At 42.8% G+C, this 20,966-nt stretch carries 20 protein-coding genes and 4 pseudogenes; 14 read left to right on the top strand and 10 right to left on the bottom strand.

Annotated elements, in window-relative coordinates; all coding sequences use genetic code 11:
- Positions 1–397 precede the first annotated feature (397 nt).
- From QWZ07_RS12290 to QWZ07_RS12270, 5 genes and pseudogenes are all read left to right on the top strand, one after another.
- The gene (locus tag QWZ07_RS12290; RefSeq protein ID WP_261890852.1) at positions 398–736 is read left to right on the top strand and encodes a tetratricopeptide repeat protein; all 339 of its coding nucleotides are present in this window, start codon (positions 398–400) and stop codon (positions 734–736) included.
- A 46-nt stretch (positions 737–782) separates the two neighbouring features.
- The gene (locus QWZ07_RS12285; RefSeq protein ID WP_261891362.1) at positions 783–1,568 is read left to right on the top strand and encodes a tetratricopeptide repeat protein; all 786 of its coding nucleotides are present in this window, start codon (positions 783–785) and stop codon (positions 1,566–1,568) included.
- 279 nt (positions 1,569–1,847) lie between these two features.
- Complete coding sequence (locus QWZ07_RS12280; RefSeq protein ID WP_102384058.1) at positions 1,848–2,513, top strand: hypothetical protein; 666 nt, start codon at positions 1,848–1,850, stop codon at positions 2,511–2,513.
- A 74-nt stretch (positions 2,514–2,587) separates the two neighbouring features.
- Positions 2,588–3,220, top strand: a pseudogene (locus QWZ07_RS12275) (acetyl-CoA carboxylase carboxyltransferase subunit beta); the annotation flags it as partial.
- 293 nt (positions 3,221–3,513) lie between these two features.
- Positions 3,514–3,756, top strand: coding sequence for a hypothetical protein (locus tag QWZ07_RS12270; protein WP_048611711.1), 243 nt, complete (start codon positions 3,514–3,516; stop codon positions 3,754–3,756).
- A 138-nt stretch (positions 3,757–3,894) separates the two neighbouring features.
- Here the strand turns inward: QWZ07_RS12270 and QWZ07_RS12265 are convergent, their stop codons facing one another.
- Positions 3,895–5,706: a PLP-dependent transferase gene (locus QWZ07_RS12265; RefSeq protein ID WP_192853076.1), complete on the bottom strand. Its 1,812-nt coding sequence runs from the start codon at positions 5,704–5,706 to the stop codon at positions 3,895–3,897.
- Positions 5,707–5,848: 142 nt separating this feature from the next.
- Here QWZ07_RS12265 and QWZ07_RS12260 point away from each other — a divergent pair, with 142 nt between their 5' ends.
- Complete coding sequence (locus tag QWZ07_RS12260) at positions 5,849–6,304, top strand: Lrp/AsnC family transcriptional regulator (RefSeq protein WP_017094327.1); 456 nt, start codon at positions 5,849–5,851, stop codon at positions 6,302–6,304.
- A gap of 285 nt (positions 6,305–6,589) precedes the next feature.
- The gene (locus tag QWZ07_RS12255; RefSeq protein ID WP_192853075.1) at positions 6,590–7,597 is read left to right on the top strand and encodes a tetratricopeptide repeat protein; all 1,008 of its coding nucleotides are present in this window, start codon (positions 6,590–6,592) and stop codon (positions 7,595–7,597) included.
- Between the two features lie 191 nt (positions 7,598–7,788).
- Here QWZ07_RS12255 and QWZ07_RS12250 read toward each other — a convergent pair whose 3' ends face one another.
- Positions 7,789–8,127 carry a cytosolic protein gene (locus QWZ07_RS12250; RefSeq protein ID WP_192853074.1) on the bottom strand — a complete coding sequence of 113 codons (339 nt, stop codon included), beginning with the start codon at positions 8,125–8,127 and terminating at the stop codon, positions 7,789–7,791.
- 171 nt (positions 8,128–8,298) lie between these two features.
- Between QWZ07_RS12250 and folK the strand changes: the two genes are divergently transcribed.
- The 4 genes and pseudogenes from folK to folM all read left to right on the top strand — a co-directional run bounded on the left by folK (position 8,299) and on the right by folM (position 10,650).
- Entirely contained in the window at positions 8,299–8,811 is a 513-nt protein-coding gene (gene folK / locus QWZ07_RS12245; protein ID WP_192853073.1) for a 2-amino-4-hydroxy-6-hydroxymethyldihydropteridine diphosphokinase, read from the top strand.
- A gap of 112 nt (positions 8,812–8,923) precedes the next feature.
- Complete coding sequence (folX, locus tag QWZ07_RS12240; RefSeq protein WP_192853072.1) at positions 8,924–9,298, top strand: dihydroneopterin triphosphate 2'-epimerase; 375 nt, start codon at positions 8,924–8,926, stop codon at positions 9,296–9,298.
- Between the two features lie 13 nt (positions 9,299–9,311).
- Complete coding sequence (folE, locus tag QWZ07_RS12235) at positions 9,312–9,950, top strand: GTP cyclohydrolase I FolE (protein ID WP_102517534.1); 639 nt, start codon at positions 9,312–9,314, stop codon at positions 9,948–9,950.
- Positions 9,947–10,650 (top strand): annotated as a pseudogene (gene folM / locus QWZ07_RS12230) (dihydromonapterin reductase). Before folE ends, folM begins: the two are co-directional and overlap by 4 nt.
- Positions 10,651–10,738: 88 nt before the next feature.
- Here the strand turns inward: folM and QWZ07_RS12225 are convergent.
- The 3 genes from QWZ07_RS12225 to QWZ07_RS12215 form a co-directional block, all read right to left on the bottom strand.
- Complete coding sequence (locus tag QWZ07_RS12225) at positions 10,739–11,107, bottom strand: hypothetical protein (protein ID WP_192853070.1); 369 nt, start codon at positions 11,105–11,107, stop codon at positions 10,739–10,741.
- Between the two features lie 15 nt (positions 11,108–11,122).
- Positions 11,123–11,995 (bottom strand): patatin-like phospholipase family protein, encoded by an 873-nt coding sequence (locus tag QWZ07_RS12220; RefSeq protein WP_192853069.1) that lies wholly within the window; start codon positions 11,993–11,995, stop codon positions 11,123–11,125.
- Between the two features lie 333 nt (positions 11,996–12,328).
- The gene (locus QWZ07_RS12215; protein WP_065103976.1) at positions 12,329–12,883 is read right to left on the bottom strand and encodes a hypothetical protein; all 555 of its coding nucleotides are present in this window, start codon (positions 12,881–12,883) and stop codon (positions 12,329–12,331) included.
- A gap of 409 nt (positions 12,884–13,292) precedes the next feature.
- Between QWZ07_RS12215 and QWZ07_RS12210 the strand changes: the two genes are divergently transcribed.
- Positions 13,293–14,801: a DUF3360 domain-containing protein gene (locus QWZ07_RS12210; protein ID WP_192853068.1), complete on the top strand. Its 1,509-nt coding sequence runs from the start codon at positions 13,293–13,295 to the stop codon at positions 14,799–14,801.
- Positions 14,802–14,878: 77 nt separating this feature from the next.
- Here QWZ07_RS12210 and QWZ07_RS12205 read toward each other — a convergent pair whose 3' ends face one another.
- The 3 genes and pseudogenes from QWZ07_RS12205 to QWZ07_RS12195 form a co-directional block, all read right to left on the bottom strand.
- Complete coding sequence (locus tag QWZ07_RS12205) at positions 14,879–15,727, bottom strand: hypothetical protein (RefSeq protein WP_065103706.1); 849 nt, start codon at positions 15,725–15,727, stop codon at positions 14,879–14,881.
- A gap of 512 nt (positions 15,728–16,239) precedes the next feature.
- The gene (locus QWZ07_RS12200) at positions 16,240–17,166 is read right to left on the bottom strand and encodes a hypothetical protein (RefSeq protein WP_192853067.1); all 927 of its coding nucleotides are present in this window, start codon (positions 17,164–17,166) and stop codon (positions 16,240–16,242) included.
- A gap of 569 nt (positions 17,167–17,735) precedes the next feature.
- Positions 17,736–17,873: pseudogene (locus QWZ07_RS12195) on the bottom strand (alpha/beta fold hydrolase); the annotation flags it as partial.
- A gap of 70 nt (positions 17,874–17,943) precedes the next feature.
- On the opposite strand from QWZ07_RS12195, the gene QWZ07_RS12190 reads away from it, so the two are divergent.
- Entirely contained in the window at positions 17,944–18,201 is a 258-nt protein-coding gene (locus QWZ07_RS12190; protein WP_017085640.1) for a hypothetical protein, read from the top strand.
- Positions 18,202–18,261: 60 nt separating this feature from the next.
- Positions 18,262–18,384, top strand: a complete 123-nt coding sequence (locus QWZ07_RS12185; protein ID WP_261890851.1) for a hypothetical protein — start codon at positions 18,262–18,264, stop codon at positions 18,382–18,384.
- Between the two features lie 119 nt (positions 18,385–18,503).
- On the opposite strand, the pseudogene QWZ07_RS12180 reads toward QWZ07_RS12185, so the two are convergent.
- Both QWZ07_RS12180 and QWZ07_RS12175 read right to left on the bottom strand, forming a co-directional pair.
- Positions 18,504–18,749, bottom strand: a pseudogene (locus QWZ07_RS12180) (alpha/beta fold hydrolase); the annotation flags it as partial.
- A gap of 85 nt (positions 18,750–18,834) precedes the next feature.
- Entirely contained in the window at positions 18,835–20,748 is a 1,914-nt protein-coding gene (locus tag QWZ07_RS12175; protein ID WP_192853065.1) for a hypothetical protein, read from the bottom strand.
- Positions 20,749–20,966 lie beyond the last annotated feature (218 nt).

Raw genomic sequence — 20,966 nt, 5'->3', positions numbered from 1 at the left:
ACGTCTTTGCCCCATTGTTGCTCTCACCTACAAGACTACATTCTTAAATGGGCGACTTTTGACCCAAATAAAACTAACCTGGTCCCATACATTGGCAAAGTATGAGAAATGGGTATTATTAGGCGCTTCGTGATCCAAATAAACACTCTTATTTTTGCCTTATAAATTGATCTTAAAGCGTCCTGAAGCCCATTGTCTTGTTACTATCCCCAAGTTTGTTAAGATACCTTGAGGACAATTCTGATAGCTAACTCGCACCTTTATATCATGCATAATAAACACCATAAATAATCTAAGTCATAATCAGAAAAACAATCATCTACCTCTAAAGAAATTTCTAAAAAATAAATAGTATAAGTCTGACTGATACTAATCACTGAGAATACTAGGGACTGCCATGCGAATTTTTATTTTATTAACAGCTTGTATTGTTATAGCTGGATGTTCGCAAAATAGTACCAGTAGAGTGAGCCGAGAAAATGCTGTTGAACTCGGTCCTGCAACAAAAAAAGTTAAAGAGGCTGCTGTCCAAGGGGATGCGTATAATCAAGACTATCTTGGATACTTATACACTAAAGGTATAGGTGTACCTCAAAATGATAAACAAGCAGCATATTGGTTTCGCAAAGCTGCTGAGCAAGGTAATGCAAGCGCTCAAACCAATCTTGGTGTGATGTACTTTAAGGGACAAGGTGTACTTCAAGATAATAAACAAGCGGTGCGTTGGTACCGTTAAAGCTGGTGAGCAGGGATATGTAAGAGCTCAAACGAATCTTGGAGTGATGTACCAGAAGGGACAAGGCGTACCTCAAGATAATAAACAAGCGGTACATTGGTATCGCAAAGCTGCCGAAAAAGGGAGAGCGACAGCTCAGTACAATCTTGGAGTGATGCTCGAAACCGGTAAAGGTGTGCCTCAAGATAATAAAGAAGCAGTGCATTGGTATCGTAAAGCCGCTGAGCAGAAGGATACAAGCGCTCAAAGTAATCTTGGGCGGATGTACGAAGACGGTAAAGGTGTGCCTCAAGATAACAAACAAGCTGTGTATTGGTATCGTAAGGCCGCTGAGCAGGGTAATGCAAGAGCTCAAACGAATCTTGGATGGATGTACGAAGACGGTAAAGGTGTGCCTCAAGATAACAAACAAGCGGTGCATTGGTATCGTATGGCTGCTGAGCAGGGGTATGCAAGAGCTCAAACGAATCTTGGATGGATGTACGAAGACGGTAAAGGTGTATTTGATGATTGGAAACAAGCGGCGCATTGGTATCGTAAGGCCGCTGAACTGGGATATGCAAGAGCTCAAACGAATCTTGGGGGGATGTACGAAGATGGTAAGGGTGTGCCTCAAGATAACAAACAAGCGGCACATTGGTATCATAAGGCCGCTGAGCAGGGATATGCAAGAGCTCAAACGAACCTTGCTGTGCTATACGAAAATGGTAAGGGTGTGCCCCAAGATGAGAAACAAGCGGCACACTGGTATCGAAAAGCCGCTGAACAGGGATATGGCAGAGCTCAAAGGAATCTTAGATGGATGTGCCCCAAAATAGGCTGCAAGTCATAATGGCCTGATTGTCCATAGATTATCTCAATGCATGCGGTGCCCACTCACATTCAACCTGATGCGGGCTTTTCTGCGTTTTCTATATATGTAGTTAATTACTAAATACACCCCCCTCACTCTTGTCCTAAAAGGATTTGAGAAACCGCTTCGCGGTGTGCGATTCATGGCGCTTTGATATTGCCGAGCATGAAAACAGACAAATTAAAGTATGCTCAACTTTATAAACAAAACCACCACCCCAAATTATGGAAATCCATTGCTTGGCTTTTAGGATGATTTATGTATCAAATATTAGTTTTTTTGTTAGTAGTACTAATTTCACCACAAGTATTCTCCGAGGGAGATACCAGCTGGCTTAAGGCAAAAAATAAGTATTCTTGTTCAAAGGAGTTAGAGCAATGTTTCGTTGATGATTTTTCGTCAGAAGATGATGAAAAGGTTGTCGATGGAATATTTCTCTACTTAGAAAATATAAATTACCTAAGTAAACATTATAGTAAGACGAAGTTCCTGAAAGATTTATCAGTTATCTCCGAGAAGAATGAAAAATTTGCTTTTCTCATCGAAGCAGGCATTTATTTTAATGGGGGAGCTTTTGAGAAAAATATAGACAAATCAATAGAGATCATAGAATCTAGCCTTTTTTATAATGAGAATAATCCTGACCAGATGATTATTCTTGGTCAGAGTTACTATATAAAGTACACAACGTCGAAAGAACATCCTTTAGATTGGTATTTAAAAGCTAAAAAATACCTTAAGAAATCATATGAGCTGGATAATAGTTACGTTACAAGAGAATTGTCCTACATTTTAGCTGGTTCAAGGGATATGAAAGAATTGGAGTTAGCAGAAGATGTGTTCAAATTTTTTGCGAAAACTGGTGATGAAGGTGATGTATATAACTACGAGGTTTTTATTCAGAGTAAGAGGGGAATAAAATAAGATAGCCAATATTAGCCGAAGCTCATAACTAGAGGATATCGAGAAAAGATCTTACCTTTTTGGAATGTAGCTAGTATGAACCACAAGACTTACTCAATTTTAAGGATCAAAAACGCTACAAAGAGCGCATCGCACTTGCTCAAAAAAGCACGGGTGAAGAAGATGCCCTAGTCGCTGCAAAAGGAGAACTTTTGGGACTTCCTGTTGTGGCGTGTGCTTTCGAGTTTTCTTTTATGGCTGGCTCAATGGGTGCCGTTGTGGGCGCTCGCTTTGTTGATACTGTTAATGCAGCCATCGAGGCTAACTGTGGATTGGTATGCTTTTCGGCTTGTGGTGGAGCGCGTATGCAAGAGTCATTGATGGCTTTAATACAAATGGCAAAAACGAGTGCTGCTTTAAAACGACTATCAGATGCAAAGCTCCCTTATATATCCGTGTTAACCGACTAAACCTTTGGCTGTGTATCTGCAAGTATAGCAATGCTTGGTGACATCAATATAGGGCAACCTAAAGCGCGAATTGATTTTGCCGGTCGCAAAGTGATTGAACAAACGGTACGTGAAAAATTACCAAGCGATTTTCAGCAGAGTGAGTTCCTGCTCGAGCATGGTGCTTTAGACATGATTGTTGATAGACGTGAGATGCGCGCCCGAGTGGCTAAACTACTCGCGATGATGACCAATACTCAGATTCAAGTTGATATTTAAAAAACTCCCCCTCAGATGACAAGTGACGATCTCTTTAGACTAATGACCGAGGGGGAGAACATTCTTTATCACTAGACATACAGCAACACTTGTAACGTTCGCATTCAGTTCCTCCCCTTTCCTACGTTCAATAAAAGATTCAAGAAGTAAGACCTACCCGACTGCATTTCATTGGATTACTGTATTTGCACTAGATTCTTGTAGTTAAAATGCCGTATGGTACAAACAATAAAATTATAGATACCTGAGGCCTTTGCCACAGAGACTCTCCATTTAAAGCGAAAAGACTTACTATGAATTTTGATATCAATGCACTGAAACACCACCAACTGGTCGAAGATGGTCAATTAGAAGGGTGTTACATTCATCAGCCTGTGCAAGGCAGTCAGCCAGATGACAAAGCCGTTTTAGAAGAACGCCAAGCGCTGGAAAGCCAAGGATATAAGGTGGTTCAGGTTAAAGCGAAGGGCGGAACAACTACATTTGCCGAAGCTATGCAAGAGCTCGCGAAAAAGACAGGCCACCAGCCGAAATAGTAAGTGACTTGGTAAACCAATATGGTCACTTGGTTCTATATCGAGAAAGCACCCTACCGACTATTGAGTCAGCAGGGTGCTTTTTTATTTACTGCCTTTTAATTGACTGAGCTTGCTAACTTTTCTTACTGACCTAAGTTACTGAGTAAGCTGACTAAACTTCGGCAAGCTCGTAACAAACCTCTGATGTACATCCATATAGGTTTGCATATAGATTTCATCTATACTTTCACCACTAGGGAAGCTGGATGAGAAGTCTGCGTGTTTGCGGTCAATCGACAATTTGGCGGCCTCGATAATATGAGCGATGAACATTCGAGGATCTTCTAAGCCAATAGAGATACGCATTGTGGTTGGTTTGATGCCGGCTTCATTGAGTGCCTCATCACTGAGTTCTGAATGCGTGGTCAATGCCGGACACAGCGCCACAGTGTTAGTTTGTCCTAGGCTCACTTGCATGCCGATTGCGGGCTCAAGCATGTCGAAGAACTGTTTAAACCCATCTCGATTGATTGATGCACGGTCGCCGTTGCCTTCCATATCGATGGTAAACAGCGCGGCTGGTAACCCCAAATACATATTTTTCTGGCAGTGTTCATAGTTGTCACTGTCTGGCAAAGCTGGACACGACACATTGATGTCTGGGTGAGCATCAAAAATCTTCGCCAAAATCAGTGTATTAATGGTTTTCTGCACCACACGCATCTCATACGTTTTCATGCCATTAAGCACTTCAAACGCTTTGTCTGCATCTAAGAATGCGCCTTTGATGTAATACACATTCCAAAACAACGTTTCGTTCCATGGAATAGTGACCTCATCGCCGTTAGGCTTAGTGCAAGTGACCTCTTCTCCTTTTGGAACAAACATGGTCTCGTTGCGGCCAATCACAACGCCAGCGGTTGTGGTGCCAGAACCCGCCAGTTCTTTGGTGTAGGAGTGAATCACATAATCAGGCCTTTCCATTGCATCATCACGCTTGAGTACTGGATGCAGCAATGGAGTCCCCACTGTCGAGTCAACAATCACATCCCAACCACGAACGTGACCAGCTTTGCTGATACTAGCAACATCCAACACATATCCATGCGGGTTACACGGTGACTCTAGGTAAACGTAGATCTTCTTACCCGCAGCGAGGCGATCAGCGTATTTATCGGCAACCTCATCTAAGCGAGTAGCAAACTCATCACCTGAGTAACCATCGGCCCACTCTACCGCGACATTTAGGTTAGACGGTTTCCCAAACCAATCTTCCAACAACTGGTAAGAACCGCCATAGATATTACGTGAAGCCAAGACTATGTCTTCATGCCCAAGTAAATGGCTCAACAACCCATCAATGGCCGCCATCCCCGAATTAAAGTTCCATGCGAGGTATTCGTTGGCTCTAGAACCTGCCTCAATATCAACCATATGGTTAGCCAGTGAAATCGAGGTTGGGTTAAGCAGTCGAGAATAAATATCGTGCAGCGGCTCTTTACCGTTGAACGCATCTTCAATCCATTCAGTACAGGCAAATAAATACGTGGCGGTGCGCGTAATAACCGGGCTTGCCGAGAAGATAGCCGCCACATTATCGAAGATAGGATACGCGCCTTTAGACGCAAAATTACCATTATTGGTGGCAATAGATTGGTAAGTAGCGCGCATTGGGTTTTGCAGGTTGTCGAGGATCTTAGCGATCTGGAATGACAAGAAGCGTTTAGCGTTAAACCAAGCGATTCGGTCACTCTTGTCGAGTTCTGAAAGTCCATCAACCGTCAATGCCCAAAGATCGTGTGTCTTGGTATTGGCTTTGTACAGTGTCGTCGCCAGTTCGATAAGCGTGACGCCGTAATCACTGTTTGGATCGATACCAAAGTGCTTTGCTTGCTCAATCGCAAGGGCTTCTGCTTCTTCGTGTTTGGTGGTTTTACGCAGCGGGCTAAGTTGAGTTGAAGTATTCATAGTGCCTAAGTCATTCCATGCTTGTTGTTCCTCCTTTAATTCTAGTTTTGTGCAGATGTATAAAATTGCTATTTACGAAGTAAGACATACACTTTGAGCAATAATATTGCCAAACTAATTTCAATATTGATGGAATATGCCAATGGATGAGATCGACAAGAAAATACTGGCTGAACTGCAAAGCAACGCTCGGCTCACCAACCAAGAGTTGGCCGATCGAGTGGCACTGTCGCCATCTCCTTGCTTGCGTCGAGTTCGGTCATTGGAGAAACAAGGGATTATTCGCGGCTATCACGCGAGTGTTGACCAAGAAGCGTGTGGCCTGCCGGTTAATGTGTTTGTGTTGGTGAAGCTTGAAAAGCCGACTGAAGAGAACATGCGCGACTTTGAACAGCACATTGAAGTGATAGATGAAGTGTTGGAGTGCTTTCTGATGACAGGCAATCACGACTACCTATTACATGTGGTGAGTGAGTCGCTCAAAAGCTACGAGCAGTTTATCCGCAAGCAATTAACCCGCCTTCCCAATATTGCCTCCATCGAATCCAGTTTCGCCTTCGGTCAGGTAAAAACAAAGACCAAGCTGCCAGTCAGGTAATGAGTGTCACGATAACTTGGGTTTAAAGACCTCTAGATCATTATCGGCACATATAGAGCTCTGTCCATTGCTACTGAGTCAGTGCCACCTAGTTTCCGCGCCTAAGCCATTGAGTTAATCGCTTGGGTCAACGTTTATTAACCAGTCTTGGTTGCTTCCAGTATATTGAGATGCCCTAGGTCTCATTGTCGTGAATTCGGTTTTCGATATCCCGAAATTTCCTTTATTTTCAAAGCTGTTTTGTTATATTTATGTGAAACATTACTAATATAAGAAATGGCTTAAATGATAAAACAAAGTTGTACTTTTTTAACGTCACTGTCGCTGCTGCTATCCGTTAACACTTTTGCATACGATCTTGAGATTGAAGCTTTTGAGGGCAAAGAACTCACATTGTTAAAGACGGCAGAAAAGTCTAGCGATACCGAATTACTGATGCAGGCTGCTAACCTTTTAATTGATGATTCAATGTATGAAGAAAACGTAGAACGCGGTTATGAGTACATGAATCAACTCGCGGAATCAGGTGAGGTGAAAGCAATCATCACCTTGGCAGATAAGTATTACGACGACGAACAGTACGAAAAAGCACTGGCTTGGTACCATAAAGCTGAAACCAGCAAAGACCCTTATGTGCTCTACTCATTAGGCGTAATGTATTTTGATGGTGAAGGTACACCTGTCGACCTAAAGAAAGGCAACGACTATTACCTAGCTTCTGCAAAAGCGGGGTATTCTGACGCTATGTATCAACTCGCATTTTCATACGATGAAGGTCAAGGCGTCGCTCAGGACTTCACTAAATCTGCTTATTGGTTTGAGCAATCGGCAAACTTAGGCGACGCAAGTGCCATGTACAACTTGGGTATTTCTTACCTAAATGGACAAGGCGTTGAAAAGAGTTGCTCTAAAGCGATGCAATTGTTTAGCAACGCCATTGAAGAAGATGAACATACACTTTCTTATGTGAAAATGGGGGATATTTACTCTTCTACTCGATACAAAAAACCGTGTGGTTTCAAAACTACAGACGCAAAGAAAGCATTAGAGTATTACACTCGCGCCGCAATGCAGGGCAACGACTATGGTCAATATTCCGTTGGTTACGCATACCGTAATGGTCACGGTACATGGAGCGATTTTGTTAAAGCGCTAGCATGGTTTGAAGTCGCGCAGGAATACGGAAACTCGGATGCAGAGAAAGAGATAATCGACGTTAAACAGTACATGTCGAAAGAAAACATTGCCGCAGCTGAGCAGCTTAAAGACTCTTTAATCGAAGATATCTGGTAAGGACAGTAACGACTCTAATTGTCATGGACTAGAACACTTCAATCCAATTACCTGTTAGAGATCGGTTTATTGTAATAGCCTCAAAACTAAGGCCTCGCAAACGCGAGGCCTTAGTTTTATCTACAGAGCAGCTTATTCGCAATCAATTAACCCATTAACTAATCAACCGCTCTAAACCCACTGAATAATGTTTAGTCCATTCGAGTAATGAAGGTTTGTTCGTCATCGACAAAAGCCACATAGTCGCCGTGATAGATAAACACTCGACCTCGCCCTTCCACTATGCACGCAAGCTGTGGGTTCAAATCTTCGTCAAGATTTTCACTTTGATACGTGCCGGTATCAGTGATCACACCGCGGAGTGTCGGCAAAAATCCATAGCTGCGCTTGGCTTGATCTATCAGGCTCAATTCACTAGCGGTCGAGAAGTAAGCTGGGATTGGACCTGCATCTTCGATAAACATAGTTTTCAGTTCTTCAAAAGCTGTAATCACCAGCCAGTCGATGCCGTTAACGTGATGGATAAACATTGTTTATAAATACCTAGATTCTCGATAATTCTGATGCGGGGATTCTATCACTATCAGAGGCGATTTGCGGCAGAACCCTATTTTCTTTTATCTTCCTGTTTTTAAGAGGATGCATAGCTGATCTTCATCGCGAGTTGGACGTATAGGTTTTTTAAACAAAAAGGAAATACTATGGCCAACGTCTACGTCAGCATCGGAAGCAACATTAACCGCGAACACCACGTCACAGAATCTCTCAACGCATTGAATGACCACTTTGCACCGCTGCACATTTCTAATTTCTACGATTGCGAGCCTGTCGGTTTCGAGGGGGATAACTTCCTTAACCTTGTCGTTGGGTTTGAATGTGACCTCCCTGTCGCTGAACTGGTTCAGGTTCTACATCAAATCGAAGCAGAGAATGATCGCAAGCGTCAGACCAAAGCCTATGCTTCACGCACGATGGATATCGACATCCTTCTTTATGGTAATCAAGTCGGCATTATTGATGGCGTAGAGTTGCCTAGAGGCGAGATCACCGAATACGCATTTGTACTCAGGCCGTTAGTCGATGTTGCCGCGCAAGAACGCCACCCCACTCTAGACATCTCATTTCATCAGCTCTGGGAAAGCTTCGATCAATTGAGCCAGAAAACCGAACCCATCCCTTTCGAGCTCAGTTTCACTCAGCCTTTCCATGACTGAAAAAAGAACGGCTGCAAAATGAACAACTGAACTCTTAATCACCTGAGCTTTACTGATCTTTTCTTAAAACAAGCACGTAACTGACTTCACTATCTAAGGATTGGACACTGTTATGAATCACAACGCCATTATCACCATTACAAACCTCAGACTAAGAACCTTCATCGGCTTCAACGAGGAAGAAAAGTCTAAGCAGCAAGACATTGTTATCAACGCAGAAATCCACTACCCCGCTAACAACCTTTGCCTCTCTGATGATGTGGACAACGCGCTTAACTACAAAAACATCTGCAAGAAAGTCATTCAACATGTCGAATCCGGAAGGTTTCTGCTTTTGGAAAAGCTAACCAGTGACGTTCTCGGCATCTGTATCGACCATCCATGGGTGCGATACGCTCAAGTGAGAATCGACAAACCTCACGCGCTACGTTTTGCCGACTCCGTTTCGCTCACCCTGAGCTATGAAGCAGACAACGACAATAATTAATAAGGAGTGCGTCATGCTGAATACAGAAGCCGAAAAAGTAAGAGAAGCGTTGCTCGCAAGAGGACTTGAAACTCCAATGACAGAGAGCGAAATGAACCCCAACCAGAAGTACAACCGTATCAAAGGACTTTTGACGGAAGTGGTCAGTACGCTTGGACTGGATTTAACCGATGATAGCCTTGCTGAAACCCCTCATCGTATTGCAAAGATGTACGTCCATGAGATATTTTCAGGGCTAGATTACGATAACTTCCCGAAAATCAGTGTTATAGAAAATAAAATGTCGGTTGATGAAATGGTTAAGGTATCGGATATCGACTTAACTTCTACGTGCGAACATCACTTCATTACTATTGATGGTTTAGCGGAAGTCGCCTACATCCCTGAAAACAAGATTCTTGGGCTGTCTAAAATCAACCGTATCGTTCGATTCTTTGCTCAGCGTCCTCAGGTACAAGAACGCCTTACTCAGCAAATCCTAGTCGCAATACAGACTCTAGTGGAAACAGACAACGTAGCCGTGACGATTAAAGCCACTCACTATTGCGTTAAATCCAGAGGCGTGATGGATGCTAATTCTGAAACCTCAACGACCGCTCTCGGTGGTATTTTCAAAACTAACCCTCAAACCAGAGCTGAGTTTTTACGATGAGTGAAACGATACTGATAACCGGCGTTGGAAAGCGACTCGGATTTGCACTGGCGCAGCAACTTTTAGCGGATGGATACAAAGTGGTTGGCACCTACCGCAGCGACTATCCTCAACTGCAACGGTTGCGCGACATTGGAGCCGACTTGCAGCAAGTAGACTTTTATCAACAAAGTAGCCTAGAGGGCTTTCTTGATTATGTTGGTCAAGAATATAAGACACTTCGAGCCGTCATACACAACGCTTCAGACTGGAAGCCTGAGAACAAGACAAACCCCAGTGACAATGCATCACAAATCATGCACCAGATGATGACGATTCACGCTACCGTGCCTTACCTGTTCAATTTAACACTCAAAGACCAACTAATGTCTGGCGATGAAACTTCAGACATCATCCACATCAGTGACTACGTTGCAGAAAAAGGCAGTAAAAAACTGCTAGTAAAGCTGCGCTCAACAACCTAACGCTTTCGTTTTCAGCGATGCTGGCTCCCAAGGTCAAAGTAAATACCCTATCTCCAGCCATGATTAAGTTTAATGAACATGACGATGAGGCATACAAAACCAAAGCTTTGAAGAAAGCTCTGATTCCCTCAGAAGCGGGCTTTGAGGAAATAATAGATGGCATCAAGTTTGTGTTGGCCAGTCACTACATGACAGGAAGAACTTTGCACCTTGATGGCGGCAGACATTTGAAGTGATGGTTTTACATTGTCTGCTACCTAAAACGGCTGTTATCTAGCGAAAGCAGTTAACTAGAAACCGCTATAAGCTAAAAATTCTTATAACCTAGAAACTGCTATAAGAATGAGGAAGACGATTTTCTTCATCCCAGCCTAACAATTCAATATTGATCAATGATTTGCGCTGCTCATTACACAGCGAAGCGATGTTGATGATAGGGAGCTGGCTACGAAACTGCGCGGTAAGGATAACCTTTTTACTTTCACTCAGGCTGTCTCGGCATTGCGCCAAAACCGCTTCAGTATCTAGCTGATGTGCGTTCTCGATAATCTGAATATTGGCGTTCTCGTGATAGCACCCTATCAGCCAAGATACGGCAGCTGCTTCTGAGCTAGTGAGTACGATGACGTCTTTTGTTGCCATAAGCTCGTGGAGTTCAAGCTCTTTTAGTTCAGTTTCCATAAATACTCTCATTCAGCAGCAAATACATTAAAGTCGATTGCCCAATTTAGCCTGTGCCAAATGGTACCCTCTATCTATCATCTCTTGTGAGCGATCGAACTCCAAAGTGCCACAGGCATTACGTGGGATCTCAAGCGTAATATCGGCAGGATAAGCGGCCAGTTTTTGACGAGCAATGGTCGATTGCATCGCATCAAACGCTTGGTTGGCAATGTCGTAGGCTGCAAAATTGAAGCTCATTTTGCTTTTTACACTGCTACCGAGATTATCGATAAAATGAACAACCTTCTCATGCAGGTTACTCTCTTTTGTTGGTAGCGAAACCGGTGTCACTTCCTGCTGGAGCATTTCAGGTTCGCCGCCTAAGTTCACTGCCAGAGTAAAGTCTGTCTTATCACCAAAGGTAGGCGCAATCGGTACAGGGTTAAGTACACCGCCATCAATCAGCTCTTCGCCATTAATAACATGAGGTGTGAAGAACAATGGCAAAGAGATAGAAGCGCGAATGGCATCAAACAGAGAGCCTGATTGCAGCCAAACCTCTTTTTCATCGGCGACGTTGGCGGCAACAGCGGTATAAGGGATAGGCAGATCTTCAATTGAAATCTCGCCGATCAATCCACGCAGTGTGTCGATGATCTTGTCCCCTTTGAAGATCCCACTCGATTGCCATGAAAAGTCCAACATCATAGCCATATTTGATTGGTCGATACTGGTGACCCACTCTTCAAATTCATCCAACTTACCCGCGGCGTAGACACCACCGATAAGTGCGCCAATTGAACAACCAGAGATGGATTTTATCTGATAGCCATGCTCAATCAGCCAACGGATGATTCCAACGTGAACCAAGCCTCTTGCGCCACCACTACCCAGTACCAATGAGATCGTTTTTTCCATCGTACTCATCCTTTAATTCATTAGCTTTTTAGTTCTTTCAGCAAAATCATATCACTTAGTTTAACCGTAAGCTGTGTAATGCTTTGAAAACTGCACCACCTGCGTGCCTAAATGTGTCGCGAATTGAGATCGGGCAGCTTAAGTTGATTGCTGAAACTCATAGACTTTAGACTACCGCACTAAACTAAAAGTGAGTCATTCCAGCAAGCCTAAGCGCGACTAAGAATCTGGTTTCCGTGAGCGCTTGATACAAAAAGGTCGCCCACTTGAAAGCGAGCGACCTCTTGTTATTCATTGTGTTTTTGAGCTCATCCAGTAAGTGAGAACAAAGAATTACAACACGCGTAAGCACTCTTCTGGCGACAAGCTCAAGAGTGTATTGGCAAAGTTGATCTTCTCATCGCGCCATCTCAATGCTGCCTCTCGACCTTCTTGTGAGTGTCGGTCGGCCTCAAAATAGCTTTTTCTTGGAAGTCCGTCTGCTGGCGTCATCACCATAGACTGTTCATTCAAGCGAAGCGTAAATAAGAACTGACCACGTTGTCCGGTTTGCGCTGCTGGGTGGTGCAATGTGGTATCACAGCAATAGCGCCTATCACGCAGTGCGCGGCATGTGTACTCAAAAGCATCTTGAGCACCACGTCCAGGGAACGCGGTATAAACACTGATGCCATCACGTTGCAAAGACTGATCACCCGCCGCGAGTTGCACCGCATGTTGGATCATCCTAAAGCCCAGAACCACGCCACCAATGCTGTTCAATCCACTGTATTGAATAGCGCCTTCTAAGCTCAGATGAAGTTTGTCTTCCCCTTCATAGAGAAAGAGATCAGGCGATGCCCAATCGCTCTTTGGAATAAGCAGTTGAGTAATATCCGAGTGTTCCATGTTGGTCTCCGCAACAATGAGTGTGTTTGAGCCCACAAGGTAACGTAATGAGAATTATTATCAATAGTTTTTAACCAAAAACGTTACCCCAGAAAGCACTCATCGATGGATGTTATCTGATGCTTTAACGCCAAGCATTTCTTGTTAGATAGTCGTTTATTACCCATAAATTCATCGCCTACCAATAAACAGACACATGCTATCTACAGGGTCTAATACTAGTCGTCCGACTCTACGACTAATGTCTAACCGACTGAGTCTATTTGTTTTTTTTGGTTTGGTATAAGGTACTAACAACTAAATGTTAATGAATATTTAATTATAAGTTGACGCATTGTTTGCGCTTCTGCGTGAGTCAATAACGTTTGTTGGAATAACACGCCTTAGAGTGTGAACGAAAGGAATCAAAATGAGCAGTACTTTAGAGTCAGTACATATACAAGCAAATAAGCCTCAAGCCAATGAGGATGAACTCACTTATGAACAACAACACAAACCAAGCTCGGAGTTTGATTCCCGCGAACAATATTTAGAACATGAATTACAAATCATGTCGCCTAAACGCTGGCGTCCTAACTTGCCGTTTAAAGATTATCGATTCGAGATAGAAGACACCATCCCAGCGATGGCCGCCACGATTGGTAAAGTTGTTATGGTGGGCGCGATTGCTGCTACCTTTGCGGGGGCTCTCGGGCTAGATGAAGGCTTTATTTTAGAAAATGTTCGTTATGAACTACTCATCGCTTCAGTTTTCATCATCCTTTTCTCTGGCTTCTTACTACCAACGGCTAACCTTGCTGGTACGCATGGTCCACTCATTCCTTTAATTCCGATTGTGGTTGCAGCTGGCGGACACCCAATGGCCTTTGGCTTGCTGATAGGTGCTTTTGGCTTACTCTTGGCCATCAGTAAAGGTGGCAGTATGTTGGCCAACCTCACCAGTAAAGGCGTGTGTGGCGGCTTATTACTCTACCTTGGCTTTGTTGGAACCGCTTCTCAGGTTAAGAAGCTATTTGCTTGGGCTGAGGGAATTGGTATGAGCCATATCGCGTTTGTCGTGATCTTTTGCACCATCATTTTGTACGCGTTATTAGAACATTTCCGTAAGCGCTGGTTAGCCGTGCCTCTTAGTTGTTTACTGGGTGGTACGATTGCATTTGCCATGGGTGCCCCATTTGCTTTCCACACTGAGCCAGGCTTGCCTAACATGAACCCTATGTATTGGTGGGGAGAAGATACCGGCTGGATGCTTGGCCTACCGACGATTGAACATTTCATGGTGGTATTGCCGTTTGCGATTCTAGCCGTAGCGATGTGGTCACCGGATTTCTTAGGACATCAAGTATTCCAAAAGATCAGCTACCCAGAACGTACCGAAAAAGTACACATGCACATTGACGACACCATGACCACGGCTTCAATTCGTCAAACGTTCGGTTCTCTGCTCGGTGGTACTAACTTTACGTCTTCATGGGGTACTTACATCGTACCGGCAGCGATTGCTAAACGCCCTATTCCTGCTGGCGCCTTGCTCACGGCGCTATTCTGTATTATCGCCGCAGTTTGGGGTTACCCGATGGATTTAGCTATCTGGCAACCGGTACTTTGTGTTGCGCTGATTGTTGGAGTATTTGTGCCATTGCTAGAAGCTGGAATGGAAATGACGCGTGAAGGGAAAACCACCCAATCAGCAGCGATTGTTGTATTTTCTTCAGCGCTCGTTAACCCTGCATTTGGTTGGGCTCTCACCATGCTGTTGGATAACTTAGGCTTAGTCGGTTGTAAAGAACGTAGTAGTGAGCTTAGTAAAATGAGCCGTTGGGTGTTGCCTGGCATTATGTTTATTGTACTAAGTGGTGTGATGGCGTTGGTTGGCCTTTTACCGGGGATTCCAGCGATTATCCCGAGCTTTCGCTAGGCTCGATTAGTATTGAGTTTCAGTCGAAACACAAAAAGGCCTCGCACACGCGAGGCCTTAGTTCATTAGAGATATATCTACTTCGACATAACATCACACTTGGTTTCATCTAAACCAAGCCCTTTTGCAGTTAGCTTACATTGCTCTTTAATGTCTGTTATCTGGTTCTCCCACTGCTGATCAAAAGGTGGAAGTGAATTACTGTTGATAGTTGCGAAATACTGATCGCGCATTAATAAAAAGTTCGACCTAATAGCCTGTTGATCAGCATAAACCTTAACAGCCTTAGTGAGCAGCGTTGCGATATCTTTTGGGTCATATGATATTGACTGTCGACCATCCTTATCAGCCCCACCGAGAGTAATTTGATACAAGATGTCATAGTAATCACGCTGAATACGATGCACCTGTTTCTGATACCTATCGTAACTGGTTTCTTTTACGGCCTCGTTGAGCTTATCAATATTACCTTTCGTAAATCCATTAAGTAATTCAAAGGTATTGTTTTTTATTAGTTTAGATTTGTTCTTCTGCGATTGTGCAATAATTGAGTATGACAACTCATTAAGGCGCAATGCCCTGCTCAATGCTAATTGTTTTGCTTGCGGTGAAATAACAAAGTTGATGATCTCGTCCGCATTAGGCTCAGATTCTTTGTATGTTTCTTTAATTTTTTCGACGATATCGACTTGCTCTTGTGAGATGAGTATTGAATCGCTAAGAGTAGTTCCTTTTAAATAATTTGGTAGTGGCCTAGGAGCACATCCGATAGTGGTGTCTAAGGCTTTAGCGCCTAGCGTAAGTTCATTGCTAAAGACCTCAGCAAGACGATCGTTGTAAGGTTGGCACCAAGAATTGTTTGCAATTTCGTTTGTAGACGCACATCCAGTGAGTAATAAAACGATTAGTGTTAGATACTTATACATAAGAAATCTCTTTATCTGACGTTGAGTTTAAAGCCTCCCCACATGATGAAAGGTGCTTTTAAAGTTATTTTTATCAGTAAAGAGGTCATTACAGGTTAGATTAGTCATTTACAGACAAGTGTGACACCTGTTGTATATTTAACTATGAAGATATAAATATTTCGTATGTTAGGTGCTTGGTTTGTGTGAAGCATACAACACCCACCCTCAAATGGAGTTCATCGATCTCTTTAGATGAACGATCGAGGGGGAGAACATTCTTTGACGCTGAACATATAACTGCACTTGTCACGATCGGTATTCAGTTCCTCCCCTTTCCCGTTACCAACAAGAGATTGGAGATGTAAACCAAGGGGAGGTTAGGAGGGGATTTGTAAGTCGAACTTGACGTACATCTGCCCAAGTCAATTCGCTCGATCCACAGAACACAAAAAGGCCTCGCATACGCGAGGCCTTGTTTTATCTGCGTTCCAACGAACAAGTAGCTAACAATTTACGATGGTAAAACCACATCAACTAGAGAGCCATTCATCCAGTACTTTGATGAATTTAGGGTTAATGAGATAACCGATGGAAGCATGTGGATTGCTTTTCCCGTTGCGAATATTGAGGTTGTAGATCGGGTGGATATCTTTCATTCCGCCGGGTATCAGATCCAGTTTGAGCATATCCTTAAAGTCATTTCTAATTTTGCTGTCATGAGAGATAAAGTCATCTTCTGCCGATATGTTTATCCATTGCTGAATGTTTAAAGGGTACTTCTTCTCATCTTTCAAGCGACTCCCCTTTAGCCTATCTTTTACGTTTTCATCACCTAACGGTGACCCGAGCGTAAGCAATAAGTTGACCTTCTTGTCTGCACCATAGTCGTGTCTATACTCTCCGTAATGAGACAACTTCCATAACACGTCATAGCTGATCATCGACCCAAGGCTGTGCGATACAATCATCACATCATCCTGATTATCAAGCGCTTCCTTCAGTTCAACCATTAGCCGATGCCTAACATCGCTGCCAAAATAGGTATCTTCATACCAATAATGCGCCATATCCGGCGCGACCTTCGTTATAAGTGTCTCAGCCACACCCAGCTTTCCAAATAGCGATGAAAAGGTATCTGCTAGCGCCTCTTTTAGAAAACCAATTTTAGACACCTTGTTATACGTTGTTTTATTGAACTGGCTTGTCTTGTACTTTTTGAGTTCAGACAGCGCTTGTTGTCGACTTGCAGGGTCTTCCGTTGGTTTCTCTAACAATGTGTTCGATAGTTCACCGTAATAGACAAACCGTTTATCGACATCTTTAAAAGCTTGTAATGAACTTGAGTATCCACAATCTCGCTGCAAGCCATGTTCTATAGCCTCGTACCAGAGTGCTTGAAGGGGAGCTTTATCGGGCTTTTGAGCGCGACCATGAATGAATATTATTTTCTTAGCCATAGCAGGACGTCCTAAACACATAGTTAAAGTGATTGTCAGTAGAAAGCACCACTAGATTCGGTCAGCCCTTACCAATAACAGTGGTGCTGATTACATATCTAGGGGTGGTTGATAGAGCATTTATATAACTATGAGGCTGTCGTTTAAGGACCATAAACGAGTGAAAGACGCGGGTATGACTCGCAAATTGAAATGAATGTATCTAGCAAAATCTCCAACGAACAAAAAGGCCTCACACACGCTAGGCCTTAGTTTTATCTATAGAATGAACATCCATCCTTTAACAGCTACAGCGCCTTACTTCACTGACTGCACCCCTTTCATCAACGTTGTGTGAATGGTTCTAGTAGACCAAAGCCTCCCCCTCTAGCTCCCCCTCGAATGGAGTGACCCGATCTCTTGAGATATAAGGTTGAGGGGGAGAACATTCTTTGGCGCTGAACATATAGCAGCACATGTAGCGATTGGTATTCAGTTCCTCCCCTTTCCCATTACCAACAAGAGATTGGAGATGTAAACCAAGGGGAGGTTAGGAGGGGATTATCAGCCTATTCTCACGTGCAACCGCCCTACTTCACTGACTTAATCGCTTTCATCAACGTTGTATTGAACTGGTCTGATTGCTCTAGCTTTGGGAAGTAGCCTCAATCTTCAATGTAATAAATGCTGTAATCCTTGATGTGTTTCTTGTTCGCTTCTGAATCCGTCAACCTCAAAATTTCTTGCTAAAAAGGTAGAAAAATATATAGTATTTTTTAGATAAAGTTGAGAATCGATATGTCATTACAGAAAAAACAATCCAAAGTATCACTGAACATCAAAATCTCATCAGACTTAGATGTTCGTCTTAAACGAGCGAGAAAAGCAGCGCGTGAACAAGGCTTAATGTTCAACGTATCTCAAGAAGTTGAAAAGTTTCTTGAGAAGGAAATAAAGAAAGTGGAACGCCAGCTATCAATCGATGAAGAGATTAAGAATAACCTCGAGGATCTTGGTGGGCTTAATATAGATAAAATGATGAAATCAATGGATTAATCAAAACACTAACATATTGATTAAACTGAATTTAAAAAATGACAAAGCGTGGAGATGATTATGGGCACAATAATTGGACTGTTAATTTTAGCTGGCATCACTGTATTCTTAAAGCGTCAAACGGGGCTTCATTTGCATGAGTGGATTGCAAAGAAATATAAAGACTCTCAAGACAAAAAATAATGGACTCTATCAGATTGACAGATTCCATCGATTTGACTCAGAAAACTAAGGCCTCGCACACGCGAGGCCTTAGTTTTATCTATCAACGATTACATCCATCCTTTAACAACTACAGCGCCCTACTTCACTGACTTAACCGCTTTCATCAACGTTGTGTTGAACTGCTGTGGTTGCTCAAGCATTGGGAAGTGACCAGAGTCTTCAATGTAGTAAATGCTGTAATCCTTGATGTGTTTCTTGTTCGCTTCTGAATCGGTTGGCCATAGGCGAGCGTTCACTAAGATTACTGGCACATTCACGTTCTCATACACGCGGTGGGCTTCACCTGTCACGTATTGGCCTAGATAATGGCGGAATTGGTTTACAAGAATTTGAAGGTACGAAATAAAAAACAAAGGTTGCTAGAGGTTGTTAAGAAGAAGGGGCCGCTGAACGACCCATTTTAGTTTGTTAATAGTCTAGAATTGCTACAGCGGTTGATTTTGAAGCACCTAGAACACTCTTGATTTTTGGGTAGGGACCTTTCATGCAACTAGTGTCTGATTTAAAATTGTAATTTTCTACTTGAGTGAGGTTGATACTGTTGTTGTAAACTGGATCGAGAGTTACTGCTCGTAACAAAGACGTATTATCCCCACTGTATTGGAAAGTGATCGACCCAATATGTTGACTCCTAGTGAAGTAAAGTGCTCTAACTGCATTAGTATCTACTTCAGAACCATTGAGGAATTTTATTTTCGGTTGTAAATAGCAACCGTATAGAAAGATATTCATATCCCAAAATCGGCTCATTAACACTTCACTGGTTAAGATTTCTTTATTATCTGAAGAATACTGCCAATTCTCGGGTTGGTAATCTCTATTATCTTGGAACTCTACCGTCGCGTCGTCTGGGAGAAACAGGCGATTTTGCAGAATGTTTATATAATGGGGTTTGTCTTTACTTATTTCATTGCCATTTCTGATCTCTTGTGTATTAAAAGCTTGCCCTATTTCGGTATCAAAATATTCTACGTGGCTCTTATCTTTCACTATCTGATCGTTCACTTTTTTCAAAGCTATATGGAAAGCTTCTTGTGTAATGACTGGGTATTCCTGTTTTGCCAATATGCTGTAATCCAAGCAGCTTGATAGGTCGATGTTCTCCCTAGGGGTAAGCTCATTCAATTCTTGACGAATTTGATTTAGGCGAGACTTATTTGATTCTGCTGGAGCTTCCGGTAGCTCTGTTAGCCGGTGTTGCCAGAGTTCCGATTCTTCAAGTCTTTGTACGAGTAGTAAATGTTGGTCGTATTCATGAAGGCCAACATTTGAAAGTATAGTCTTTGTTCCTTTGCAAATTTCAGTGAGGGTCTCATTTGCTGTTTTAACCTGAGTTGTCTCTGGATTGCTCCAGTCTATGTCCTGACCTAAGATTGTGATGTCAGATAGCGACAGTTGACCCTTCCCTTTAGAATCAATGTAATTGTTATAAGTCGAATTGCCTTCAATAAGTAGGGCGTTATTACTTAGGTCTTTAGTCTTAACATCGCTGTACTTGATTACGGGTAAATTGACACTCTCTGCACGATTTAGCCAAACCGTTCTGAGAAACTTTGGTTTGACTATAACGTGTCCGATGATGGTTGTTTCACCGTCGTTAATATATTTGATGGGTATGGACAGTTTGTATGGGACGTGAACTCCATTACTGTATGCCAACAAGGGGCTAGGCGTTGTAGTGTAGGATTGACGATTATCTTTCATCCACTGGGAAAGAGCTGAGTCTAACGCGTTGGTTGCTTGTTGAATTGTTTTGCTGTTTTCTTCATTAAATACGAACGGCGTACCAGTGGCAAGCTGTGTTCCAACGCTAATAGTCGATATTAAGACTCCATAGTCCACTTCATATTCACTGCTTGAGTAATTTACTCGGTTTACTTGATAGTTGGTGTCTTTGATTGTCTGATAAGGCGTTAGGTGTCTGTTTAGTGCTTTAGTAGTGCAATTGGTCTTGTTTTTTTTAAACACCACGACGGCTTGGGCAAGGTTAATAGTATTGTTCGTTTGTGTGGAATTACTAGGGGTTGCTGGCGATAAAATGAGTCCATGCGTTTGTTTCAGATCTGAAAATGGAGTGCCTGTTCCTTTATCGCAACTCAGCATAGCTTCAAGCTCTGGGAGTGGGACTATTTCTACCGAGTAGGCAAAATAAGTGTTGTCCGGCTTGATGTCGTCGTGCCATGTTAGTATTGCATCAAGCTTGTGTTCGGAAGAAGAAGCTTTACCAAAGTCCACTGTGCTCTCACATCCCGCGATAGTGAAGGAAAGACACGTAAGTGTGAAGGTGATTTTTAATTTAGTTGAAAAAAGTCTATTCAGCATCGTCTGTTCCTTTTGCGTGCTCTCAGCTTAGTTACTTTTCATTTTTAATAACTAAAGCATCAAATTTCATATCATGTCGTAGTATAGGATGCTTTTTATCTAGTTGGGCTGGAGGTATCACTGAAGTGTCGTATTCACTCATTTCCAATCCAAATTTAGAACCTCCACCTAACAAAAAGGCCTCGCAATCGCGAGGCCTTAGTTTTATCTATCTAACG

This window comes from Vibrio lentus, from assembly GCF_030409755.1.
Lineage (GTDB): Bacteria > Pseudomonadota > Gammaproteobacteria > Enterobacterales > Vibrionaceae > Vibrio > Vibrio lentus.
This window is presented reverse-complemented; position numbering and strand designations above follow the sequence as displayed.